We start from the raw sequence: 17,306 nt of genomic DNA on the forward strand, positions 1-17,306 counted from the left end.
TTTGGTCGCTCCGGTGCATTTCTATGTTCTCGCCAGCGGGTGCCTTTCGCTGACGACCCTCGTCAATGGGGGGTGCCCTTGTTCCAGTACCGTAGAATCGCTCGCGTCCCTTGTCCCGTCCCTGAACGTCATTAGATGCGAATTGGTCGCCCCGTCCCCGCTGCTCCTCAGCCCAGTTGCGACTACTGCGGTGCCAAGGCGCGTCTCGCTATCGCAGGCGATGAAGCGTATCCCTATCTCGAAGACTATGGTCCTGTGTGGCTTTGTTCGCCGTGTGAGGCATGGATAGGGGTCCGGGCACGTAGCAAGCGCCATGTGCCGCTTGGGCGGTTGGCCAACGCCGCGTTGCGTGATGCGAAAAGCCGCCTGCACGATGCGCTCGAGCCGCTGGTAGCCGCAAAAATGCGGCGCGATGGTGTGAATGCCTTCGAGGCCCGCGGCAAAGCAATGAAATGGGTGATTGCATCGTTAGGTTTGGAGGTCGAAACCCCGAGCATCCATGCGCTGTCGCTCGAACAATGCGAGCAGGCGATCCGTTACATCGCGGACTTCCGGGCGTCTCGCCGGCGCGATCCGCCGGCTTCCTAACCAAATGGCTCGGATTGGTCTCTCTATGGCCTCCGGCGTCAGCACGGCCACGCCTGGTGAAGACTGCGGCATTGAGTACGCGCAACCCCCTCTTACGCGCCAACAAGCGATTCCTTGATCTATACAGATTCGCCTTGCGATGAAACGGCTAGTACCGCTGCACAGAGGTTATGACAGTTTGGCTGGGTTGTAAGACAGGCAAGCAGTTGTGGTCAACGAGCAGTTCGATGGTGCGAGCGATGCCTGCTTGGCGGCGGATCAATCCATTGCGTTCGAGGTTGAGCACCATTTGATGGACGGAAGGAGCCGTGACGGCGAAGAAGCGCTGCATGTCGCGCTCGGCCGGAGAGCGGCCGTTTATCAAGCTGTAGGCCCATATGAAGGCGAGATACTGACCTTGCTTGTCGGTGAAGCTCGGACAGGCTGAGCGCTCGCCAGACAATGGAAGCGATTTCTGATTCATTCGGAACCCCCGCAGTCGAAGGAGGCCCCCCAGAAGGAGGCCATCCGAATGAATTTACGCTATCGAGTCGAGCTCGACCAATCCGAGCGTGAGGCGCTTGCTGCCATGCTAAGCGGCGGCAAGCATGCGGCACGCAAGCTCAAGCGAGCGCAAATCCTCCTTGCAGCGCATGCAGGCCAGGATGACGCGAGCATTGCAGCCACCGTGGCGGTTGGCGAATCCACGGTGTACCGCACCAAGCGCCGCTTCGTGGAGATGGGTCTGGAAGCGGCGCTGAACGAACAGCCTCGACCCGGGGCGCAGCGCAAGCTCAGCGGCAAGGAGGAGGCCCTGCTGATTGCCACCGCCTGCACCAACCCGCCACCGGGACGTGCGCGCTGGACGCTGGAATTGCTCGCCGACACGCTCGTCAAACTGACCGAGCACGAAGAGCTATCGCGCGAGACGGTACGCCGGCGCCTGGCCGAGAACGATCTGAAGCCCTGGCGCAAGGACATGTGGTGCATTCCCAAGATCGACGCGGAGTACGTTGCACGCATGGAAGACGTGGCGTCCTGGCCGACCGTCTGCGCCGGCTGGTGGAGGCCGGTGTCCTGACCACCCGACCCGCATCGGATGGCAGTGCATATCAGGAATATGTGCTGACAGCAAAGGGGGAAAGCCTGTTCCCCATCGTGGTGGCGCTGCGGCAATGGGGTGAACGCTATTTGTTCAAGCGCGGCGAGCGGCACTCTCAGTTGGTGGAGAAGCGCACCGGCAAGGCGGTGCCTTCCATGCTGCCCCGAACGGATGACGGCGGCGTGCTTGCGCCGGGCGAAGCCGAAGTGCGCAAGCCGTGATGACGAACGGCTGTCAGGCTTGATGCCCGCTCATCGGTTCACGGCTGCGACGGATGAAGGATCGTCATTGATGGCAACATCCACTCGCCACGAGCGCACGCGGCAAGACCATTGAACAGCGTCGTGAACAGGTCGGAGACAAGACCCGGTTTGCTAACCGACTGATCAACGCACTCAAGCAGTACTATCCTCAAGCCCTGGAGTGGTTCGAGGACATCGACTCAGTTCACACCTGTTGGCAGCCCTTGCCTCGCTACTGCCACTACGTTGCGATCATCGACGCAATCACTGCCTCGACCTGAGTCCGCCGAGGCAGTGGATCGACCGCGCCGTAGCCTTGCGTGCTCAGCGCCGCGGCAGGGCTGGCGACCCGCGCGGCATCGACCAGTAGGGTCACCGTGAGCGGCCTGCGCTGCCTCAATCGGCCGTGATGTTGTTTGCCTTCACTACGTCGCCCCACATCTTGTAGTGGGTGCGGGTCAGGGTTCCGAGCTGCTCCGGCGTGCCTCCGCCCGGCTCGTCACCGCGGTCGACGATGCCCTTGACGACGTTTGGATCCTTCAGCGCCGAATTCATGGCGCTGTTGGCTTTCTTGACGATGTCAGGGCTCAGGCCAGGCGGCCCATACAGGCCAATGAAGGAGATGATGGTGAAGTCCTTGATGCCGCTCTCGGTGGCCGTCGGCACATCCGGGATCATCGCCACGCGCTTTGCTCCGGTGACCATCAGCGGCCGCAGCTGGCCCGACTTGATGAAAGGCGCGACGACCGAAGTCGCATCGAACATCGCATCCAGGCGTCCAGCCATCAGGTCGATCATCGCCGGGCTGCTGCCCTTGTAAGGCACATGGTTCATTTTCGGGCCGCCCATGCGCTCGCGCAGCAGTTCCATCGTGACATGCGGCAACGCACCGGTGCCACCCGATCCGTAGTCAACGGTCTTGCCCGCCTTGTCCCGCGCCTTGACCTCCTCGACGAATTGCGCGTAGGTCTTGATGGGCGAGCTGGCAGGCACGACAAGGACCAGCGGGGACTGCAGCAGCACGCCGATCGGCGTCAGCTTCTGCGGGTCGACGATGCCGAGCTTGGTGTAGACGTGCGGCATGATCGTCATCGAGCCGTTGCCCACCAGCAGCTTGTTGCCGTCTGGCGGCGCTCGCATTACCTCTACCGATGCGATGTTGCCGTTCACGCCGGCCTTGTTGTCGATCACTACGGGCTGGCCGAGCGAGCTCTGTAAGCCATTGAGCAAGGCACGTCCTGCGAAGTCGGTCTGCCCCCCGGGCGGGAATCCAACCAACAGGGTAACCGGCTTGGTCGGCCAGGTGGTCTGTGCCCAGGCGGCCGTCGCTGTCAACGCGCCAAGACCGAGCGCAGCGAGGCCCAGGATTAGCGCTGAACGGCGCGAAGTCGCGAGAGAGTTCTTGATGATTTCCATGACAGGTCTCCAATTATGTTTTTTAGACAGGGCTGCAGTCTCACGGCTCTTCAGGCCATCTTCTCCATCGCTTCCCACAGCCCGTTGATGTAGACCGCACCCAGTGCGCGGTCATAGAGGCCATAACCTGGCTTGCCGGTCTCGCCCCAGATCATGCGGCCGTGATCGGGGCGAAAATAGCCCTGGAAGCCGACGTCATGGTACGCCTTGACGATCGCTGCGATGTCCAGCGAACCGCAGCTCGACAAGTGGGCGGTTTCTTCAAAATCGCCTTCCGGGGTGACCTTGACGTTGCGGATGTGGGCGAAGTGGATGCGTCCGATGCCGCCGAACTCACGCACCAGCGCCTCGACGTTATTCTGCGGGCCGGCGCCGAGCGAGCCTGAGCACAACGTCAGGCCGTTCTCCGGCGTGTCGACGATCTTGAGGATGCGCGCCAGATCGTCTCGGTTCTTGACGATGCGCGGCAGCCCGAAGATGGGGCGCGGCGGATCATCCGGATGGATGGCCATCTTGATCCCGCACTCCTGCGCAACCGGAATGACCGCGCGCAGGAAATGCTCCAGATGCTCCCAGAGCCTGTCTTCGTCGATCCCGCGATATTCGCCCAGGAGCGCCTGCAACTGGTCGGGCTGGTAGCTGGAATCCCAGCCGGGCAGGGCGATGCCTTGGCTGACGTCTATCTGTTCGACTTCCCTGGTGCTGAACGCCAGGCAGGTCGAGCCGTCATCGAGCTTTTTGGACAGTTCCGTGCGGGTCCAATCGAACACCGGCATGAAGTTGTAGCAGATGACTTCGATGCCGGCGGCGGCCAGGTTCCGGATGTTCTGCTGGTAATTGGCGATTAATCGCTCGCGCGTCGGCTTGCCGAGCTTGATGTCTTCATGGACCGGGACCGATTCGACTACTTTGAACTGCGAGCCTGCCGCCTCGATGGTGGACTTGAGCGCCAGGATCTTGTCCAGTGGCCATACCTCACCGACGGGTTCGTCGTAGATGGCAGACACGATGTGGGTCATGCCGGGGATCTGCCGGATGTACTCAAGACTGATCGGGTCGGACGTTCCGTACCAGCGGAAGGACATCTTCATGGGGGCTTCCTTGGGTCGACTCTGTTGATGAAGGAAGGGCGGCTCAAGCGACCCGCTTTGCGTTCCGAGGAGACGATCGACAACATGCCGAGCGTGAGTGCCAGTGGTGAACCACACTGGTTCACCAATTATGAACCGGTTGCCCAATTTTGCCCTCATGGTTTACCATGGGGCACATCAGGCACTGCGCGGCCAAGCCAGCCGACCGCCATAGCACCAGCCTGCGACACGAGTCCCGATATGTTCTCGCGCGGGTGGCCAACGGTTACGAAATGTGCGGCTACCGCCGCCCCCACGATGCGAAACACCACAAGCGAGCTTGCACCACCTCCGAAGATTGAGAATTCGCCTGGTGCCAGCGATCGCTCCTACCTGAGCCTGGCCGGTCAAGTGCATGCACTGATCGCATCCGGGGAGTTTTCTGCGGGCACGAGGCTTCCGTCCGAACGCAACCTGGCCGAGCGATTCAGCGTGAGCCGCACATTGGTGCGTGAGGCAATCATTGCGCTCGAGGTCCAGGGAGTGGTAGAGGTGCGCGTCGGCTCGGGCATTTACGTATGCGCGGCAGCGGCTGCGCCCGCTCCTGACCCGTTCGAACTGCCTTGGCGGCCGGGCCCGATCGAAACGCTGCGTGCCCGGGTGTTGATCGAGTCAGAAATAGCCGGATTGGCGGCAAGCGAACGCAAGGACAGCGACCTTGACCGGATGTTCTCGGCGCTGAGCCTCATGCGCGAGCATATGCACGACAAGCAAGCCAATGAGGCAGCAGACCGCCAATTCCACCTTTGCCTTGCAGAATCCACCGGCAACAAGGTCTTGCTGCATATGGTCACTGCGCTGTGGGACAGCGCGCGCAGCGATCCCTTATGGGACAAGATCGAGGAACACTTTCACACCGCGGAACTGCGGGTCGCGTCGCAAGAGGACCACCAACGGATCTTCGCCGCTGTGATGGCCCGTGACGGCGTGGCGGCGCGTGCAGCCATGCGAACCCACCTGGAGCGGGTGATCAGCGAGTTCACTCAGGCTTGGCGCTGATCCATAGTTCGTGCTGTCTGCCGCTCACCAGATCAGACTCAGCGCTCATTGGTAGCTTATCGACGGCAGGCGGAAACACGCGCCAGCAGCCGTCATCGTGTCGAAAGAAGAATAGTGCGCGCAAACTGCCCGGTTGCGAGGTCTCAACGTATACGTAACGTCGCCGGCCTGATTGGGTGCGGCTAAATTCCACTACGTGGACCGACGTCGTGGAGCCCGGTGCGAGCCACTTTTCGACCTGGAAACGCAGTGACCGCTCGTTCGTGCTTTTCATTTCCCCCTCCATTACCCGGCTCTTTATGCTTGCAGCGCCCCTGTGGCTCGGTAGCTGCAGAATCACCGGAGTGCACCGCTGCAATGTGATGTGTTTCATGGTGCACGTCGCATCGCAGCAAACTCTTGAGAAAGCACTTTAACTCTATGCCACAAAGGGGCGTCCCTGCGTACCCCTTGGCGTAATAGCAACAGCGGAAAGCGGGGAAAGCGGGTGGCTGCATGCGACGCTAATGTACTAGTCCTGATGCAGCGCAGTATGTGCGTCCGCCCCCAAGGAATCCCGTTACGTTCCAATGGGGAAACGGCGGAGATTTGCAAAAGGTTGACCCCGGGCTGGGCTGTCAGCAGCATGCGCGTTTCGTCGGTCGGATCCAGTCCACGCCGCCACCCTGAACTGGCCTCCAATGGGTCGCGCAGGTCGTCGGCGTAGCTCCCATTGGAAGCGTGGTGTGGCGTGGTGTGGCGCATTCATCATACCGGACGAATGCTGATCGATTCCTGTCGCGACAGTTTTTCAGGCGGCATTGGTCTTGCGCCCCACGCTCCGGATCAGTTGCGTGACGCGCCCCATGTACAGGTCGAACACCTGGCTCGCCTGCGCCTGGCTGTCGATCGGCTGTGCCACGGTACGCCCCTCTGATTCCAGCTTCGCGCGGATCTCGGGCTTGTTCAGCGCTTCGCCGATCGCCTTGCGCAGCACTGCCAGCCGGTCCGCGGGCGTGCCGTGCTTGACGAAGTAGCCGCCGCTGATTGCGTATTCGAAGTCAGGTACCTGCCGGCTCTGCGTGATCCGCGGGATGTGCTGAAGGGCTGGGGGTAGTGTCCTGGAGAAGCAGGTCAGTATTCTTAGTCGGCCCTGTTGCTGCATGGCCTCGAAGCTGGACTGGTAGGGCAGGATGGCAAAGTCCACTTCGCCACCGGCAAGGCCCTGCAGTGCCGGCGCGCCACCTTTGTAGGGCACGTGCAGGAAGGGTGTGCCGATGCGCGCGCCAAGCGCATCGCCCATCAGATGATAGATCGAGTCGATGCCCACTGTGGCATAGGTCAGCGGCTTGCCCTTGCTCTGCCTGGCATAGTCGAGGAATTTGTCCAGCGTGTCGGCGGCTATGCCGTTCCTGACCAGCAGCACGATGTTGGCATCGCTGATGGGCGCGGCCAGTATGAAGTCCTGTGGCTTGTAGCGCGCCGCCGGATTGAGCATGGGGGCGAGGAAGACCTCGTTGATCGAGCCGTGGAAGAAGGTGTAGCCATCGGCTGCTGCGCCGAGCACCTTGTTGGCGCCGATCAGGCCGGTGCCGCCACCGTAGTTCTCGACGATCACCTGCTGCCTGACGCTCTTGCTGATGGATTCCCCGAAGATGCGAGCGGAGGTGTCGCTGGCCCCGCCGGCAGGGTAGGGCACCACCAGCGACAAGGGTTTGGTGGGGAAGCTCTCTGCGGCAAGCGCCGGCAGGCTGGCGAGCGCGGAGCTGCCGGCGGCAAGGCCGGCGTATTGCAGGAAGCGGCGGCGGTTCAGTGAAGGCATGGATGTCCCCTCTAATCGTTGTTCAAACCAGGTAGCTTTGCGCCAGGTGGGCCCAGAAGGCGGCGCCCACAGGCAGTGCCTTGTCGTTAAAGTCGTACAAGGGGTTGTGCACCATGCAGCCGCCATCCTCGCCCAGGCCGTTGCCGAGCCGGATGTAGGCGCCGGGCCGGTGCTCCAGCATGTAAGCGAAATCCTCGCTGCCCATCACCGGTGGGCGCTCCACGACGTTTTCGACGCCGAGTAGACGGATGGCGGCTTGGCGCGCGTACTCGGTCTGCTCGGCATGGTTGACCAGCACCGGGTACTTGCGTTCGTAGACGACCTCGGCCTCCAGCCGGAAGCTCTGCGCCTGCGCGGCCACGAACTCCCCGATGCGCTCTTCGACCAGCGTGCGCACCTTTGGGTCGAGCGTGCGCACGCCGATCTTGATCAGCGCGCTTTCGGGCACGACGTTGTAGGTGGCGCCGGCCTGGATCGAGCCTACCGTAATGACAGCCGACCTGAGCGCGTCGATCTCGCGGCTGACGATGGATTGCAGGCCCATCACGATGCTGGCCGCGCATTGCATGGGATCGATGCCGTGATGCGGCATCGCGCCATGGGCGCCGCGGCCGCGCAGCGTGACCGTGGCGCGGTCGAACGAGGCCATGGCCGGCCCGGAGATGACCCCAATCTGGCCAACGGGCAGGCCGGGGGAATTGTGCAGCGCGTAGACCTCGTCGCAGGGGAATCGCTCGAACAAGCCGTCCTCCAGCATGCGCAGCGCGCCGCCTTCGTTCTCCTCGGCCGGCTGGAAAATCAAATTCAGCGTGCCGTTGAAATCCACCGACTCGGCCAGATACCTGGCTGCGCACAGCAGGATGGCCGTGTGGCCGTCATGGCCGCACGCGTGCATCTTTCCCGCGATGGTGCTGGCATAGTGCAGACCGGTCTTCTCATGGATGGGCAGCGCGTCCATGTCGGCTCGGATGCCTAGTGCCTTGCTCCCTTGCCCCTTCCGGAGCGAGCCCACCACGCCGGTCGTGCCCAGGCCGCGATGCACCCGGTAGCCCCATGCCGCCAACTGCTCGGCGACCAGGTCGCTGGTTTGACGTTCCTCGAACGCCAGCTCTGGATGCGCATGGATTCTCCTGCGGATTTCGACGAACTCTGGCGAGATGGCGTGGACGGAATGCCGGAGGTCGGCGAGTAGGGACTGGGTCATGGTTATCTCGGGGCGTATTCCTTCCCTCATTTTCCACGCGGGCGCTTGCTGCATCCATGACAATGATTGGCGTGAAACGTTGTATAAATGACAACATTACGGAAACTGCGCGGCGCTTCACTCATGGACGCCGGTGCAAGAAATAGGAGGAAGACATGGACGATGTGCTGGACCGGCGACGGGCGCTTTGCCTGTTGCAGATCATTGAAACCGGTACGGTGCGCGGTGCGGCTGAGGTGCTGGAATTGGACCCTTCGGTGGTGAGCCGCGCCGTGGCCAAGCTGGAGCAGGATACCGGCCTGACCTTGCTGGAGCGGCGGGGCCGGGGCGTGGTGGCTACCGATGCGGGGCGTCTGTTGGCCCTGTTTGCCCGGCGCCAGCAGGACCTGAACGAAACCTTCCTGGCCGAGGTCAATAACCTGAAGAACGCGCAGCGTGGCCATGTGGAACTGGTCTTTGGCGAGGGCTTTGTCGACCTGGTGCTCGAGCCTGTGCTGCAAGGCTTCTTGCATAAGCACCCCGACGTGACCTACAGCATCCAGGTGGCAGGCACCGACGAGACGGTCCGGCAGATCCTGGAAGATCAGGCGCATATCGGTTTCGTCTTCCAGCCGCCCAATGACGTGCGCCTGCGTTCGCACTACTCTCGGCTGTCGCCCATCCGCGTGCATGTACGCAAGGACCATCCGCTGGCGCGCCGGCGACGCGCGCTGACGCTGGCCGACCTGGCGCCGCATCAGGGTGCGGCCCTGGCGGAATCTTTCGGCGTGCGCAAGCATATCCAGGCGGCGGAGCTGGAAGAGCACATCACGCTGAAGCAGATGCTCGTCACCAACTCGTTCAAGGTGCTATGGGAATTTGCGGCGATGGGGCTGGGCTACATCATGACGCCGCGCTCGGTGCCGCTGAAGGGGCCCCAGTTCAAACAGCTGGTTTCGCTGCCGCTGGCCAATCCCATTCTCAACAACAGCCGCAGTCACGTCATCACCCGCGCCGGGCGGCCCCTGTCACCGGTGGCGGACAGCATGCTGCGTCATGTGATCAAGGCCTTTCCGCTGGTGTGAGGTCAGCAACAGCCGGCAATGTCGAATGTTGCTCGAGATGCAACATTCCGGCCTCTAGCCGTCATGGTTGCGCAGGAGCGGCTTCAAGCTTGCGTGGCGCCCCTCGGGGGGCAGCATCGCACTGCGCCACAGGTCTGGAGAAAATGCAATTAATCGCCAGGAGGCAAGATCGTCGAGCTGTTCTGGACCTTCGGGGGCGGGACGGTCCTGACTACTCCGGCACCGCCATCGCTTTTCACAGGATATCGACCGTTTTGTACCGGATTCGCAATACCTGGGGTTTGTGACGCCGGGTTTGAGCGAGGCCGCGCAGAGGATCACGGGCGACTATGTCGAGCAAGGGAGTTATGTGAAGCTGTCGCTAGCACACCAATAGACTCGGCCATCGTCGGCGCAACTTGAAGCGTCGGCATTCCATCACCTTATCCTGGCGGTTGAGGGCGCAGCGCTGTCGGTTCAATGCCGAACATGCGCTTATGCGTCCGAGTAAGATGAGCCGAATCCGCAAATCCTGCCTCATGCGCGGCGTCCGTCCAGGATGCGCCGGACATGGCCGCCTCGATTGCCAGATTGATGCGCAGCCATAGAAGGTACGCTCTGAAGGAGCTACCTGTCTCGGCCACGAACATATGCCGAAAACGACTTTCCGACAGGGCGACCGCTGAGGCTACGTCACTCAGTGTGAGGGGTTTCCGTATGTTTGCGCGGATATATTCCAGGGCCCGGCTAAGACGCGGGTCCAAGTCTTTGCCCTTGTCAGGTCTAGTCGCGGTCCCACACAACTCTGCGATGGCCAACGATGCAGCCTCGACCATGTCCTCGGCCAGCCGTCTCGACTGTAAGGCTTCGACCAGCAATTTGGCAGCCGCGCGGGCACTTTCGGCCGGAAGTTCAAGGACGGCATTGGAACCGAAGCGTGCTGTGAGCGCGCGCCCGGCCCTGCTTTCGGGTTCCACGAACAGGTGTGCCATGGTGGCGGCGCCATCAACTTCGAACTGGTGCGTGCATTCACTGGGGACGATGGCACCTTCGTAGTCAGTCCAGGCACCGTCGGCTTCGGTGCGGAAGCGGAACCTACCTTTCAACGCTACGACCAGTTGATGGGCATGGTGCTCATGCCACTGCGTTCTGCCCTGACCTTCACCTATCCAGAGGCTGCCGCCTTGCCAGAAGTAGACGCGGCCCGTGGACGTGACGGCCGAGAAACGACCGCGCCCGATAGACGGTTGTACCGAATCCCCATGTATTGCAGCCACGACGCTACCTCCTCAACTCAGCCGTTTCGTTCAAGTTCCTTCCGTCCGCGGCCCCGACAATCGCTCTCATACTAGCAATCTTGAGACGCACGATGAACCGCTCTGCCTTCGCCATTCGAATTCGCCCCTATGTCCAGGCAGAACTCGACGCCGCCGCGGCGCACGAAGCGCGGGACGAGCCAGGCGCGGCGTTCACTCACCTCGAGCGCGCCCACATCCTTGGGCAGGAATCCACTGGGGAACACGTCCGCACACACTGGGCGATGTTCCGCTGGGCGCTTCGCCAGAACATTGCGGGCGAAGCCTTCGGCCAAGCCTGGCGAACCCTCGCCGCTGTGCTGACTACCTGGCTGGGTTGGCTGCCCATCGGAAATACCGGCGGCGCCAACGTCAGCGGCTTCAAGGCCATGCCGGTTCCGGCAGACCTGCAGCGCCTCATCGACGCCGCCCGCGCAGTGCCCTAGCGACACACGGCTCAGCCGTCAAAGACGCCACCCAACTCACAACAGCCTCGTCAGGTGCCTCATCGCGGCACCCGGGCTTTACCTGCACCATCGTTGCTACAAAGGATTCAACCATGTTCAGACTGTCCGCCCCCACTGCGCTCGTCACAATCGCGTTCACCTTTCTCACCGCCGCCTGCGGCACCCCACCAGCGAACCTTGACCTTTCGCTGCAGCATCCTAGCTCGGGAGGCAAGTTCATGGTGCGCATGGTCCCCCCGGTTTCGGGCCCCGCTGTAAATCAGATGCACGCTTGGCAGGTGCACTTGGGGACACTCGATGGGAGACCCGTGTCGCGAGCCACCATTGGCTTCGACGGGGGCATGCCGCAGCACGGCCACGGCTTTCCTACCAAGCCCCGCATCACTCGCGAGGTAGCGCCTGGCGTCTACGCGCTCGAGGGCATGAAGTTCAGCATGACCGGCTGGTGGGATATGCGTCTGGCAATTCAGGCCGATGATGTGACCGACGGAGCCGCGTTTAACGTCATCGTCGACGACTCCGGAATTCAGCGCTAAGTGTCTTGGTTCAAGGCGACAGTTTCATGAGCCAGCTTCACAAATCCAGGCTACCTGGGTCCTGGCGGGCGAGCGAGTGCAGAAGGCTGGCGGGCGCGCTGGCTGCTGTGTTCGTGGCCTTGGCGGTGCTTCCCTTGCTCATCGGCTTCGGACGAGCTGCCGGCGCCCCGGACCTTGACTCGTGGTCGAAGGAGGAACGGGCGGTCTTAGCCTCGATGAGCCTGAAGAAGCTTCCGGCTCCGCCGCCCGACCCGTCGAACGCCGTGGCAGATAAGCCAGAAGCGATCGCGCTCGGCAAGCGGTTGTTCGCGGATGCACGCCTGTCTCGCAACGGCGCGGTGTCGTGCGCCAGCTGCCATGCGCCTGACCGCCAGTTCCAGGACGACCTGCCCGTTGGAAAGGGCATCGGAGTCGGAAAGCGCCGCACCATGCCAGTCGCGGCGACGGCGTACAGCCCGTTCCTGTTCTGGGACGGCCGCAAGGACAGCCAGTGGTCTCAAGCGTTGGGCCCGTTGGAGGATGGCGTCGAGCACGGCGGCAACCGCGTCCAGTTCGCCCGGGTCGTGCTAACGCACTACCAGCGGGAGTATGAGTCGCTGTTCGGCGCCCTCCCGAACCTGCAGGACCTGCCTGCCGACGCGAGTCCGCTTGGCAGCGCAACCGAGAAGCAGGCCTGGTTTCGGCTGACAAGCGAGCAACGCGATGCTGTCAACCGCGTCTTCGCCAACCTCGGGAAGGCCATCGCGGCATACGAGCGGACAGTGACCTACGGCGAGTCCCGCTTCGACCGATATGTTGAAGCGGTTCTCATAGGTGACCGCACGGGCCAGCAAACGTTATCGAGCCAGGAGGTCAACGGCCTTCGTCTGTTTATCGGCAAGGCTCAATGCGCGACGTGCCACAACGGCCCGCTCCTGACCGACCAGGCCTTCCACAACACGGGCGTCCCGACCAGAGAGCCAGCACGCCCAGACCGCGGCCGCGCTCCTGCCACAGCCAAGGTTCTGGCGGACGAGTTCAATTGCCTGAGCCGCTACAGCGACGCGCTGCCGCAAGTCTGCCAGGAGCTGAGCTTCATGGCGACCGACGAACCGGACTTGGAAGGCGCCTTCAAGACTCCTGGCTTGCGCAACGTAGCGCTACGGGCTCCGTACATGCACGCGGGCCAACTCGCGACCCTGGACGAGGTAGTGACGCACTACGTACGTTCGCCAGCAGCGGCTGTTGGCCACTCCGAGTTGGCCAAGGGCGGCAAGAGGGTCCGCTTGACGGAGCAGGAGATGCGAGACGTTGTCGCGTTCCTGCGAACCCTATCGGGTCCCATCATGGAGCGTCCTTCTCGATAAGAAGCGAGAGCTCAGTCATTTCAACCGCGTTGCACTGGAGAACATCGACTGCTCGCGGTTCGGTGTTGCCGGAGCAATCGAGGGGGCGCTGCGGCCGTTGTTGGGTCAAGTTTGGAAAATATCAGAACCCATAGGGAACCGTCGCCCACTCCTTCAGCACCTGGTAGTCCCACTCTGGCATCACAATTCGACCGTCCTCCGCGGCCTTTAGGATTGGATCGCCGATCCAGGCGCTAAGTCGGTTCCCTTGGAGCATGAAAAAAAACCACGCGAACGGATGGCCAGCCTTCACGTCGAAGCGAAGCAGCTCATCCCAGAGACCAAACACAGTTCTGCTGCCTTTGTGCTCAATCCTGGGCAGCCGCTTGGTCGTCGTCCAGGCCGGAATCACGCTTAGATTCCGCTCACCGGTTTCCGGGTTCATGTAGTCGGAGATCTCGAACACCCAGTGGCTGGATAATTCGGCACCGCTACGTCCGGCACTTGATCGGTCCCAGTCGGCGAAGAACCGGGCCAGCCGTGACTTGTTGCGCCGCAACTCCGGAAACTTTTCAAACATGCCGGAAAGGCGAACTTCACCGGATTCCATATCCTTGATGCGCAGCACCTTCTGCTCCACCGCGCGCTTCCTTGCATCATGGAGTCTTGCCTCTAGCCTCAGCACGTCTGCCAAGTTTGCCACGCTGTCCAACGCATATAGCGGGTCACCGTACGGGGCAGGATCGCTGAAGGGATAGCCCGCGCAGCGATCGAGCCGGCGCAGATCACCTTCGCTGGCAGGCACATTCCAATTGGAATCAGAAAATAATGGCCGTTCGACCTTCATCCGGATTTGTCTGATCACCAATTGCAGGAATGCGGCGGATCCCTCACCGTAGGGCGCTATGAGGCGGATCATGACGATGTCGGCGCCCGTCAGACGCAGAGTCGACCCTTTGTGCTTGTTCCAGACGGCGCGCCAATCGCCGTTGGCTGTAGTCAGTTCTCCATCGATCCAGTCGCTGTACCGGCCGAGTGACCTACCATCGGGCGCGAGCACCAGGGTGTGCTCGGCCATGCGGGAAGATCCATTTCGTTCGTTTCCTAGCCGAACCGTATCCAGGCCAGCGGACCTACGCAGCGCTGTAATCAGGTGTTTGTGGCCATGAGATACCTCAGCCACGGCCACAACGGTCTCCAGGAGATCTCTGGAAAGGTCGGGTACGGTCTTCATGGTTCACCTCGTATGCAGTCGCGTCGCACTGAACATTGGCGCTTGCTAGTGCTATCTCCCGCGCCCCAGTTGCGGCGCCGCAGGCAGGAGAGAGGCTTGACACAGACCTGATATGTGTTGTTGGCCGCCGCACCGTCCCCGAGCGTCAGCTGATGACACGACAATCCCCTTCGTCTGGAAGTGAGCTAAAGCGGAAAGGGTACCAAGGCATCATTCAGGTGGCTGTCCCGTATCAAATAACAAAAAAGGAACCCTCGGCGCCAGGGGGTTCCCAAGGGTAGTAAATGCGAGGCGAAAACACCTGCCCCGCGCATTCAATGCTGGCCGACAATGATTGAATCGGCATCCGCCGGAGTGTCTACACCGCTGTCCCAATAAGTGTGTTTCAACGGCGAAACGGCAACTCCCGGGCCGACAGAGATGGTGTCGCCTTGGTTGTGAATGTGGCACTGACCCGGCCGCTGGAGTTCGTCCAGCGTTGGCGTACGCGACAGGGTGGGCGGTTGCCTCCGCGACGGCGCGCTCCCGATCCAGCCGATTAATCAAGCGTTGCCGTTTGGACCTCGTCGCCGCGCAGGGGCCGGTACCCATCGAAGCCGCTGCGCGGTACCTTGGTAAAGCGCGCGTTGAAGTCGGCGATAAAGGTCGGTGGGTGAGACGCCCGCCTCTCCGGCGAGTGGGAGAGAGAAGGGCCGACTGTAGGACACTCAGCCTGGCCTCACTCGGTTGGAGCGCGAAAATCCGCCCATTTGAGTAAACGCGTGCCGCAGATCCTGTGCATTTGCGATTTCTCCTGGTGCTGGAAAGGAGATGCGGTGCCCACTGCCGTCGCTTCCGCATCAAGAGAAATGGCAAAAAGCTTGTCTGAAAATCGTCCCGTCCGGGTTCGCCTAGGTGGGCAGCCGGCTTCGACCGAGTCGTGTGTCGAATATGTCACTGGAAAACAGCCGGAACATGGGTGGCGGCGAAGCGGCAACGGAATCCGGCCGACATCAGGAAGCAGCGGCGCCTCATCCCTTCGGGGGAGGGACGGTCCTCGAGCGCGCCCTGGCCACTGGCGAGGTGCCGTCGGAGTATCGCCCGCAAATTGCACAAGTTCTGGTGCCAACGTGAGCTACACGGGAGAACTCACAGCAGGGGAACTCCTGATGCTCCGGTACCGCCATCGCTTTTCACGTGATATCGACCTCTTTGTACCGGATCCGCAATACTTGGGGTTCGTGACGCCGCGTTTGAGCGAGGCCGCGGAAAGCATCACGAGCGACTATGTCGAGCAAGGGCCGGTATGGCGCTGAGCAAGTTCGGCTTCTGACTGCTATCTGGTCGTGTGCCGATTACCAGGGGGGGCGCTAAGCGACGACAAGAGGCTCCGCTACCTCATGCGAAACATCGTGCAATACGACGCGACCACGCCCCGCCTGCTTGGCCGCATAGAGTGCCCCGTCGGCAAAGCGATACGCAGTTTCGAAATCCCGTGCCGGCGGCAATCCGCAAAGGCCGATACTCACGGACACACCACTGCCGTCAGGCATGCGGATCGATTCAGCCTGAATGCGGATTCGCTCGGCCAGTTCAATGGCGTCGCTGCCGTCCACATTGCGCAGCACGATCGCAAACTCATCTCCGCCAAGGCGCCCGACCAGATCGCTCCCGCGTGTGTTGTGCCGCAGGACCTGGCCGATGCTTGCCAGCACGTTGTCGCCCTGGAGGTGACCGAACGTGTCGTTGATAGCCTTGAAGTCGTCCACGTCCAATAGCAGGAAAGTCATTGCCCTGTTCGCGCTGGCGGCCTCTGCGACGGCTTTCGGGGCCTGAATCTCGAAATACGATCGGGACATGACGCCCGTTTGCAGGTCGAAATTCGCCCGCCGTTCAATATCCTGATTGGCCGCGCGCAGGCGCTGCTCGTTGCGACTCTGGATTAAATAGAGCACGCCGCAGGTACGTAGGAAGGCGGCGAACACCGCGGTGAACGTTTGTAGGGGTAGCCACGTGTCCTGCTGCCAGGAGATCACCGTATCCATATGGCGCAGCACATAGGCCATGCGGCCGAAGAGCGCGGCGCCGACCAGGAAGATTGCGAAAAGCAGCAGTCCCTGAACCATGCGAAGTCCGGGACCTCGCAGGCTCAGCACATATGCCAGGAAGAGTGTGATCTGTATAAGAAATGCAGCGGAAAACCCGATGACGCGCTGGGCGTAGGTCCATCCGTCAGTCCAGGTGACGATCCAGGCCAGGAAGATCAGCCCGGAGATGACCCAACGCAAGGCCAGCCCGGGCCAGATCGATTCGCGTCGAAACACCCGCAAGCCGGTTTCTATCGTGGGGACATTGCAGAAAATCAGCAAATTGGATCCCGCCAGGATGAGCCACGGTGGCAGCGTGCCCCATGAGAGCAGCAGCAGCGATGCGATTGAAAGCTGCAAACCATCGAAGATCCACCAGCCAAGCCCCTTGTCGGCTCGACCGGCCCGCCAGCAGCTTGCCAGGATGCCCGCCAGCAGCCCATGGGAAGCGAAGGCAAAGAAATAGCTGGTGCTGATATCCAGGGAGATCATTAAATCGGCATTCATGCGGGTGCCTGTGTCGCACTTGGGTGTGCTGCAGTCGAATCGGTATGCCTTCGCAAGCGACTCATGCCCCTTGCCGCAAGCCAGCGGCAGCGATTCTACGTCTGAACGCGTTCTATTTGTAACGGAGGAACCGGGACTTCCTAAGTCGCAGAGCAGTTCAGCAGTTCGAGGCAGATTGCCTGCAATGGTCAAACGGGGCTCGCCAGGATTCGCGAAAGAATCCGGCGCAGCTCCGCTAAGCGGCTGATTTGACTAGAAAAATCGATCGATGGATCGAGTGGCGTGCCAACTCAAGGATTTGCCGGAACGCGGGCACCCGTCACGGACCAGCTCGGCCTGCGCCTGCAGGGCGGCATCAGGACAGCATGGCCA

General features: G+C 61.7%; 16 protein-coding genes and 2 pseudogenes. 9 read left to right on the plus strand and 9 right to left on the minus strand.

The features are described from left to right. Nucleotides 1–135: 135 nt before the first annotated feature. Entirely contained in the window at nucleotides 136–588 is a 453-nt protein-coding gene (locus ABNX08_RS35370) for a zinc-finger-containing protein (RefSeq protein WP_022540043.1), read from the plus strand. A gap of 148 nt (nucleotides 589–736) precedes the next feature. Here ABNX08_RS35370 and ABNX08_RS35375 read toward each other — a convergent pair whose 3' ends face one another. Next, nucleotides 737–1,051 (minus strand): LexA family transcriptional regulator, encoded by a 315-nt coding sequence (locus ABNX08_RS35375; protein ID WP_022540044.1) that lies wholly within the window; start codon nucleotides 1,049–1,051, stop codon nucleotides 737–739. A gap of 48 nt (nucleotides 1,052–1,099) precedes the next feature. Here ABNX08_RS35375 and ABNX08_RS35380 point away from each other — a divergent pair. Together ABNX08_RS35380 and ABNX08_RS35385 are read left to right on the plus strand one after the other, a co-directional pair. Continuing rightward, nucleotides 1,100–1,600 (plus strand): annotated as a pseudogene (locus ABNX08_RS35380) (helix-turn-helix domain-containing protein); the annotation flags it as partial. Beyond that, nucleotides 1,597–1,890: pseudogene (locus tag ABNX08_RS35385) on the plus strand (winged helix-turn-helix transcriptional regulator); the annotation flags it as partial. The pseudogenes ABNX08_RS35380 and ABNX08_RS35385, both read left to right, overlap by 4 nt. A 417-nt stretch (nucleotides 1,891–2,307) precedes the next feature. On the opposite strand, the gene ABNX08_RS35390 reads toward ABNX08_RS35385, so the two are convergent. Beyond that, nucleotides 2,308–3,327: a tripartite tricarboxylate transporter substrate binding protein gene (locus tag ABNX08_RS35390; RefSeq protein ID WP_022540048.1), complete on the minus strand. Its 1,020-nt coding sequence runs from the start codon at nucleotides 3,325–3,327 to the stop codon at nucleotides 2,308–2,310. A gap of 50 nt (nucleotides 3,328–3,377) precedes the next feature. Further along, complete coding sequence (gene uxuA / locus ABNX08_RS35395; protein ID WP_349608254.1) at nucleotides 3,378–4,418, minus strand: mannonate dehydratase; 1,041 nt, start codon at nucleotides 4,416–4,418, stop codon at nucleotides 3,378–3,380. Between the two features lie 297 nt (nucleotides 4,419–4,715). On the opposite strand from uxuA, the gene ABNX08_RS35400 reads away from it, so the two are divergent. Beyond that, complete coding sequence (locus ABNX08_RS35400; RefSeq protein WP_041682279.1) at nucleotides 4,716–5,456, plus strand: FadR/GntR family transcriptional regulator; 741 nt, start codon at nucleotides 4,716–4,718, stop codon at nucleotides 5,454–5,456. On the opposite strand, the gene ABNX08_RS35405 is transcribed toward ABNX08_RS35400, so the two are convergent. The 3 genes from ABNX08_RS35405 to ABNX08_RS35415 form a co-directional block, all read right to left on the minus strand. After that, a complete protein-coding gene (locus ABNX08_RS35405) occupies nucleotides 5,437–5,730 on the minus strand; it encodes a hypothetical protein (protein WP_349608249.1) in 294 nt (97 codons plus the stop codon). The two genes, ABNX08_RS35400 and ABNX08_RS35405, sit on opposite strands and share 20 nt — an antisense overlap. A gap of 516 nt (nucleotides 5,731–6,246) precedes the next feature. Further along, nucleotides 6,247–7,257, minus strand: a complete 1,011-nt coding sequence (locus tag ABNX08_RS35410; RefSeq protein WP_349608247.1) for a tripartite tricarboxylate transporter substrate binding protein — start codon at nucleotides 7,255–7,257, stop codon at nucleotides 6,247–6,249. Nucleotides 7,258–7,279: 22 nt separating this feature from the next. After that, nucleotides 7,280–8,461: a M20 aminoacylase family protein gene (locus tag ABNX08_RS35415; protein WP_349608245.1), complete on the minus strand. Its 1,182-nt coding sequence runs from the start codon at nucleotides 8,459–8,461 to the stop codon at nucleotides 7,280–7,282. A gap of 155 nt (nucleotides 8,462–8,616) precedes the next feature. On the opposite strand from ABNX08_RS35415, the gene ABNX08_RS35420 reads away from it, so the two are divergent. Continuing rightward, nucleotides 8,617–9,525: a LysR family transcriptional regulator gene (locus ABNX08_RS35420; protein WP_022540054.1), complete on the plus strand. Its 909-nt coding sequence runs from the start codon at nucleotides 8,617–8,619 to the stop codon at nucleotides 9,523–9,525. Between the two features lie 422 nt (nucleotides 9,526–9,947). Here ABNX08_RS35420 and ABNX08_RS35425 read toward each other — a convergent pair whose 3' ends face one another. Beyond that, on the minus strand, nucleotides 9,948–10,781 hold the full coding sequence (locus ABNX08_RS35425; protein WP_349608243.1) for an AraC family transcriptional regulator: 834 nt from the start codon (nucleotides 10,779–10,781) through the stop codon (nucleotides 9,948–9,950). A 92-nt stretch (nucleotides 10,782–10,873) separates the two neighbouring features. On the opposite strand from ABNX08_RS35425, the gene ABNX08_RS35430 reads away from it, so the two are divergent. The 3 genes from ABNX08_RS35430 (at nucleotide 10,874) to ABNX08_RS35440 (ending at nucleotide 13,148) form a co-directional block, all read left to right on the plus strand. Continuing rightward, nucleotides 10,874–11,245 (plus strand): DUF3703 domain-containing protein, encoded by a 372-nt coding sequence (locus ABNX08_RS35430; protein WP_349608241.1) that lies wholly within the window; start codon nucleotides 10,874–10,876, stop codon nucleotides 11,243–11,245. 113 nt (nucleotides 11,246–11,358) lie between these two features. Further along, nucleotides 11,359–11,802 carry a FixH family protein gene (locus ABNX08_RS35435; protein ID WP_349608239.1) on the plus strand — a complete coding sequence of 148 codons (444 nt, stop codon included), beginning with the start codon at nucleotides 11,359–11,361 and terminating at the stop codon, nucleotides 11,800–11,802. A 26-nt stretch (nucleotides 11,803–11,828) separates the two neighbouring features. Continuing rightward, nucleotides 11,829–13,148, plus strand: a complete 1,320-nt coding sequence (locus ABNX08_RS35440) for a cytochrome c peroxidase (RefSeq protein WP_349608237.1) — start codon at nucleotides 11,829–11,831, stop codon at nucleotides 13,146–13,148. Between the two features lie 121 nt (nucleotides 13,149–13,269). Here ABNX08_RS35440 and ABNX08_RS35445 read toward each other — a convergent pair whose 3' ends face one another. Continuing rightward, a complete protein-coding gene (locus ABNX08_RS35445) occupies nucleotides 13,270–14,361 on the minus strand; it encodes a hypothetical protein (protein ID WP_349608235.1) in 1,092 nt (363 codons plus the stop codon). A 1,109-nt stretch (nucleotides 14,362–15,470) separates the two neighbouring features. On the opposite strand from ABNX08_RS35445, the gene ABNX08_RS35450 reads away from it, so the two are divergent. Next, nucleotides 15,471–15,656: a nucleotidyl transferase AbiEii/AbiGii toxin family protein gene (locus tag ABNX08_RS35450; protein ID WP_374063784.1), complete on the plus strand. Its 186-nt coding sequence runs from the start codon at nucleotides 15,471–15,473 to the stop codon at nucleotides 15,654–15,656. 54 nt (nucleotides 15,657–15,710) lie between these two features. Here ABNX08_RS35450 and ABNX08_RS35455 read toward each other — a convergent pair whose 3' ends face one another. Continuing rightward, the gene (locus ABNX08_RS35455) at nucleotides 15,711–16,934 is read right to left on the minus strand and encodes a GGDEF domain-containing protein (RefSeq protein WP_349608233.1); all 1,224 of its coding nucleotides are present in this window, start codon (nucleotides 16,932–16,934) and stop codon (nucleotides 15,711–15,713) included. Nucleotides 16,935–17,306 lie beyond the last annotated feature (372 nt).

Source organism: Cupriavidus sp. DF5525, from assembly GCF_040149425.2.
GTDB classification, from domain to species: domain Bacteria; phylum Pseudomonadota; class Gammaproteobacteria; order Burkholderiales; family Burkholderiaceae; genus Cupriavidus; species Cupriavidus pickettii_A.

Bases quoted from the DNA above. Each gene is read 5' to 3' on its own strand.
- ABNX08_RS35370 (WP_022540043.1), top strand. From the start codon at position 136: ATGCGAATTGGTCGCCCCGTCCCCGCTGCTCCTCAGCCCAGTTGCGAC.
- ABNX08_RS35375 (WP_022540044.1), bottom strand. From the start codon at position 1,051: ATGAATCAGAAATCGCTTCCATTGTCTGGCGAGCGCTCAGCCTGTCCG.
- ABNX08_RS35390 (WP_022540048.1), bottom strand. From the start codon at position 3,327: ATGGAAATCATCAAGAACTCTCTCGCGACTTCGCGCCGTTCAGCGCTA.
- uxuA (WP_349608254.1), bottom strand. From the start codon at position 4,418: ATGAAGATGTCCTTCCGCTGGTACGGAACGTCCGACCCGATCAGTCTT.
- ABNX08_RS35400 (WP_041682279.1), top strand. From the start codon at position 4,716: ATGCGAAACACCACAAGCGAGCTTGCACCACCTCCGAAGATTGAGAAT.
- ABNX08_RS35405 (WP_349608249.1), bottom strand. From the start codon at position 5,730: ATGAAAAGCACGAACGAGCGGTCACTGCGTTTCCAGGTCGAAAAGTGG.
- ABNX08_RS35410 (WP_349608247.1), bottom strand. From the start codon at position 7,257: ATGCCTTCACTGAACCGCCGCCGCTTCCTGCAATACGCCGGCCTTGCC.
- ABNX08_RS35415 (WP_349608245.1), bottom strand. From the start codon at position 8,461: ATGACCCAGTCCCTACTCGCCGACCTCCGGCATTCCGTCCACGCCATC.
- ABNX08_RS35420 (WP_022540054.1), top strand. From the start codon at position 8,617: ATGGACGATGTGCTGGACCGGCGACGGGCGCTTTGCCTGTTGCAGATC.
- ABNX08_RS35430 (WP_349608241.1), top strand. From the start codon at position 10,874: ATGAACCGCTCTGCCTTCGCCATTCGAATTCGCCCCTATGTCCAGGCA.
- ABNX08_RS35435 (WP_349608239.1), top strand. From the start codon at position 11,359: ATGTTCAGACTGTCCGCCCCCACTGCGCTCGTCACAATCGCGTTCACC.
- ABNX08_RS35440 (WP_349608237.1), top strand. From the start codon at position 11,829: ATGAGCCAGCTTCACAAATCCAGGCTACCTGGGTCCTGGCGGGCGAGC.
- ABNX08_RS35445 (WP_349608235.1), bottom strand. From the start codon at position 14,361: ATGAAGACCGTACCCGACCTTTCCAGAGATCTCCTGGAGACCGTTGTG.
- ABNX08_RS35455 (WP_349608233.1), bottom strand. From the start codon at position 16,934: ATGAATGCCGATTTAATGATCTCCCTGGATATCAGCACCAGCTATTTC.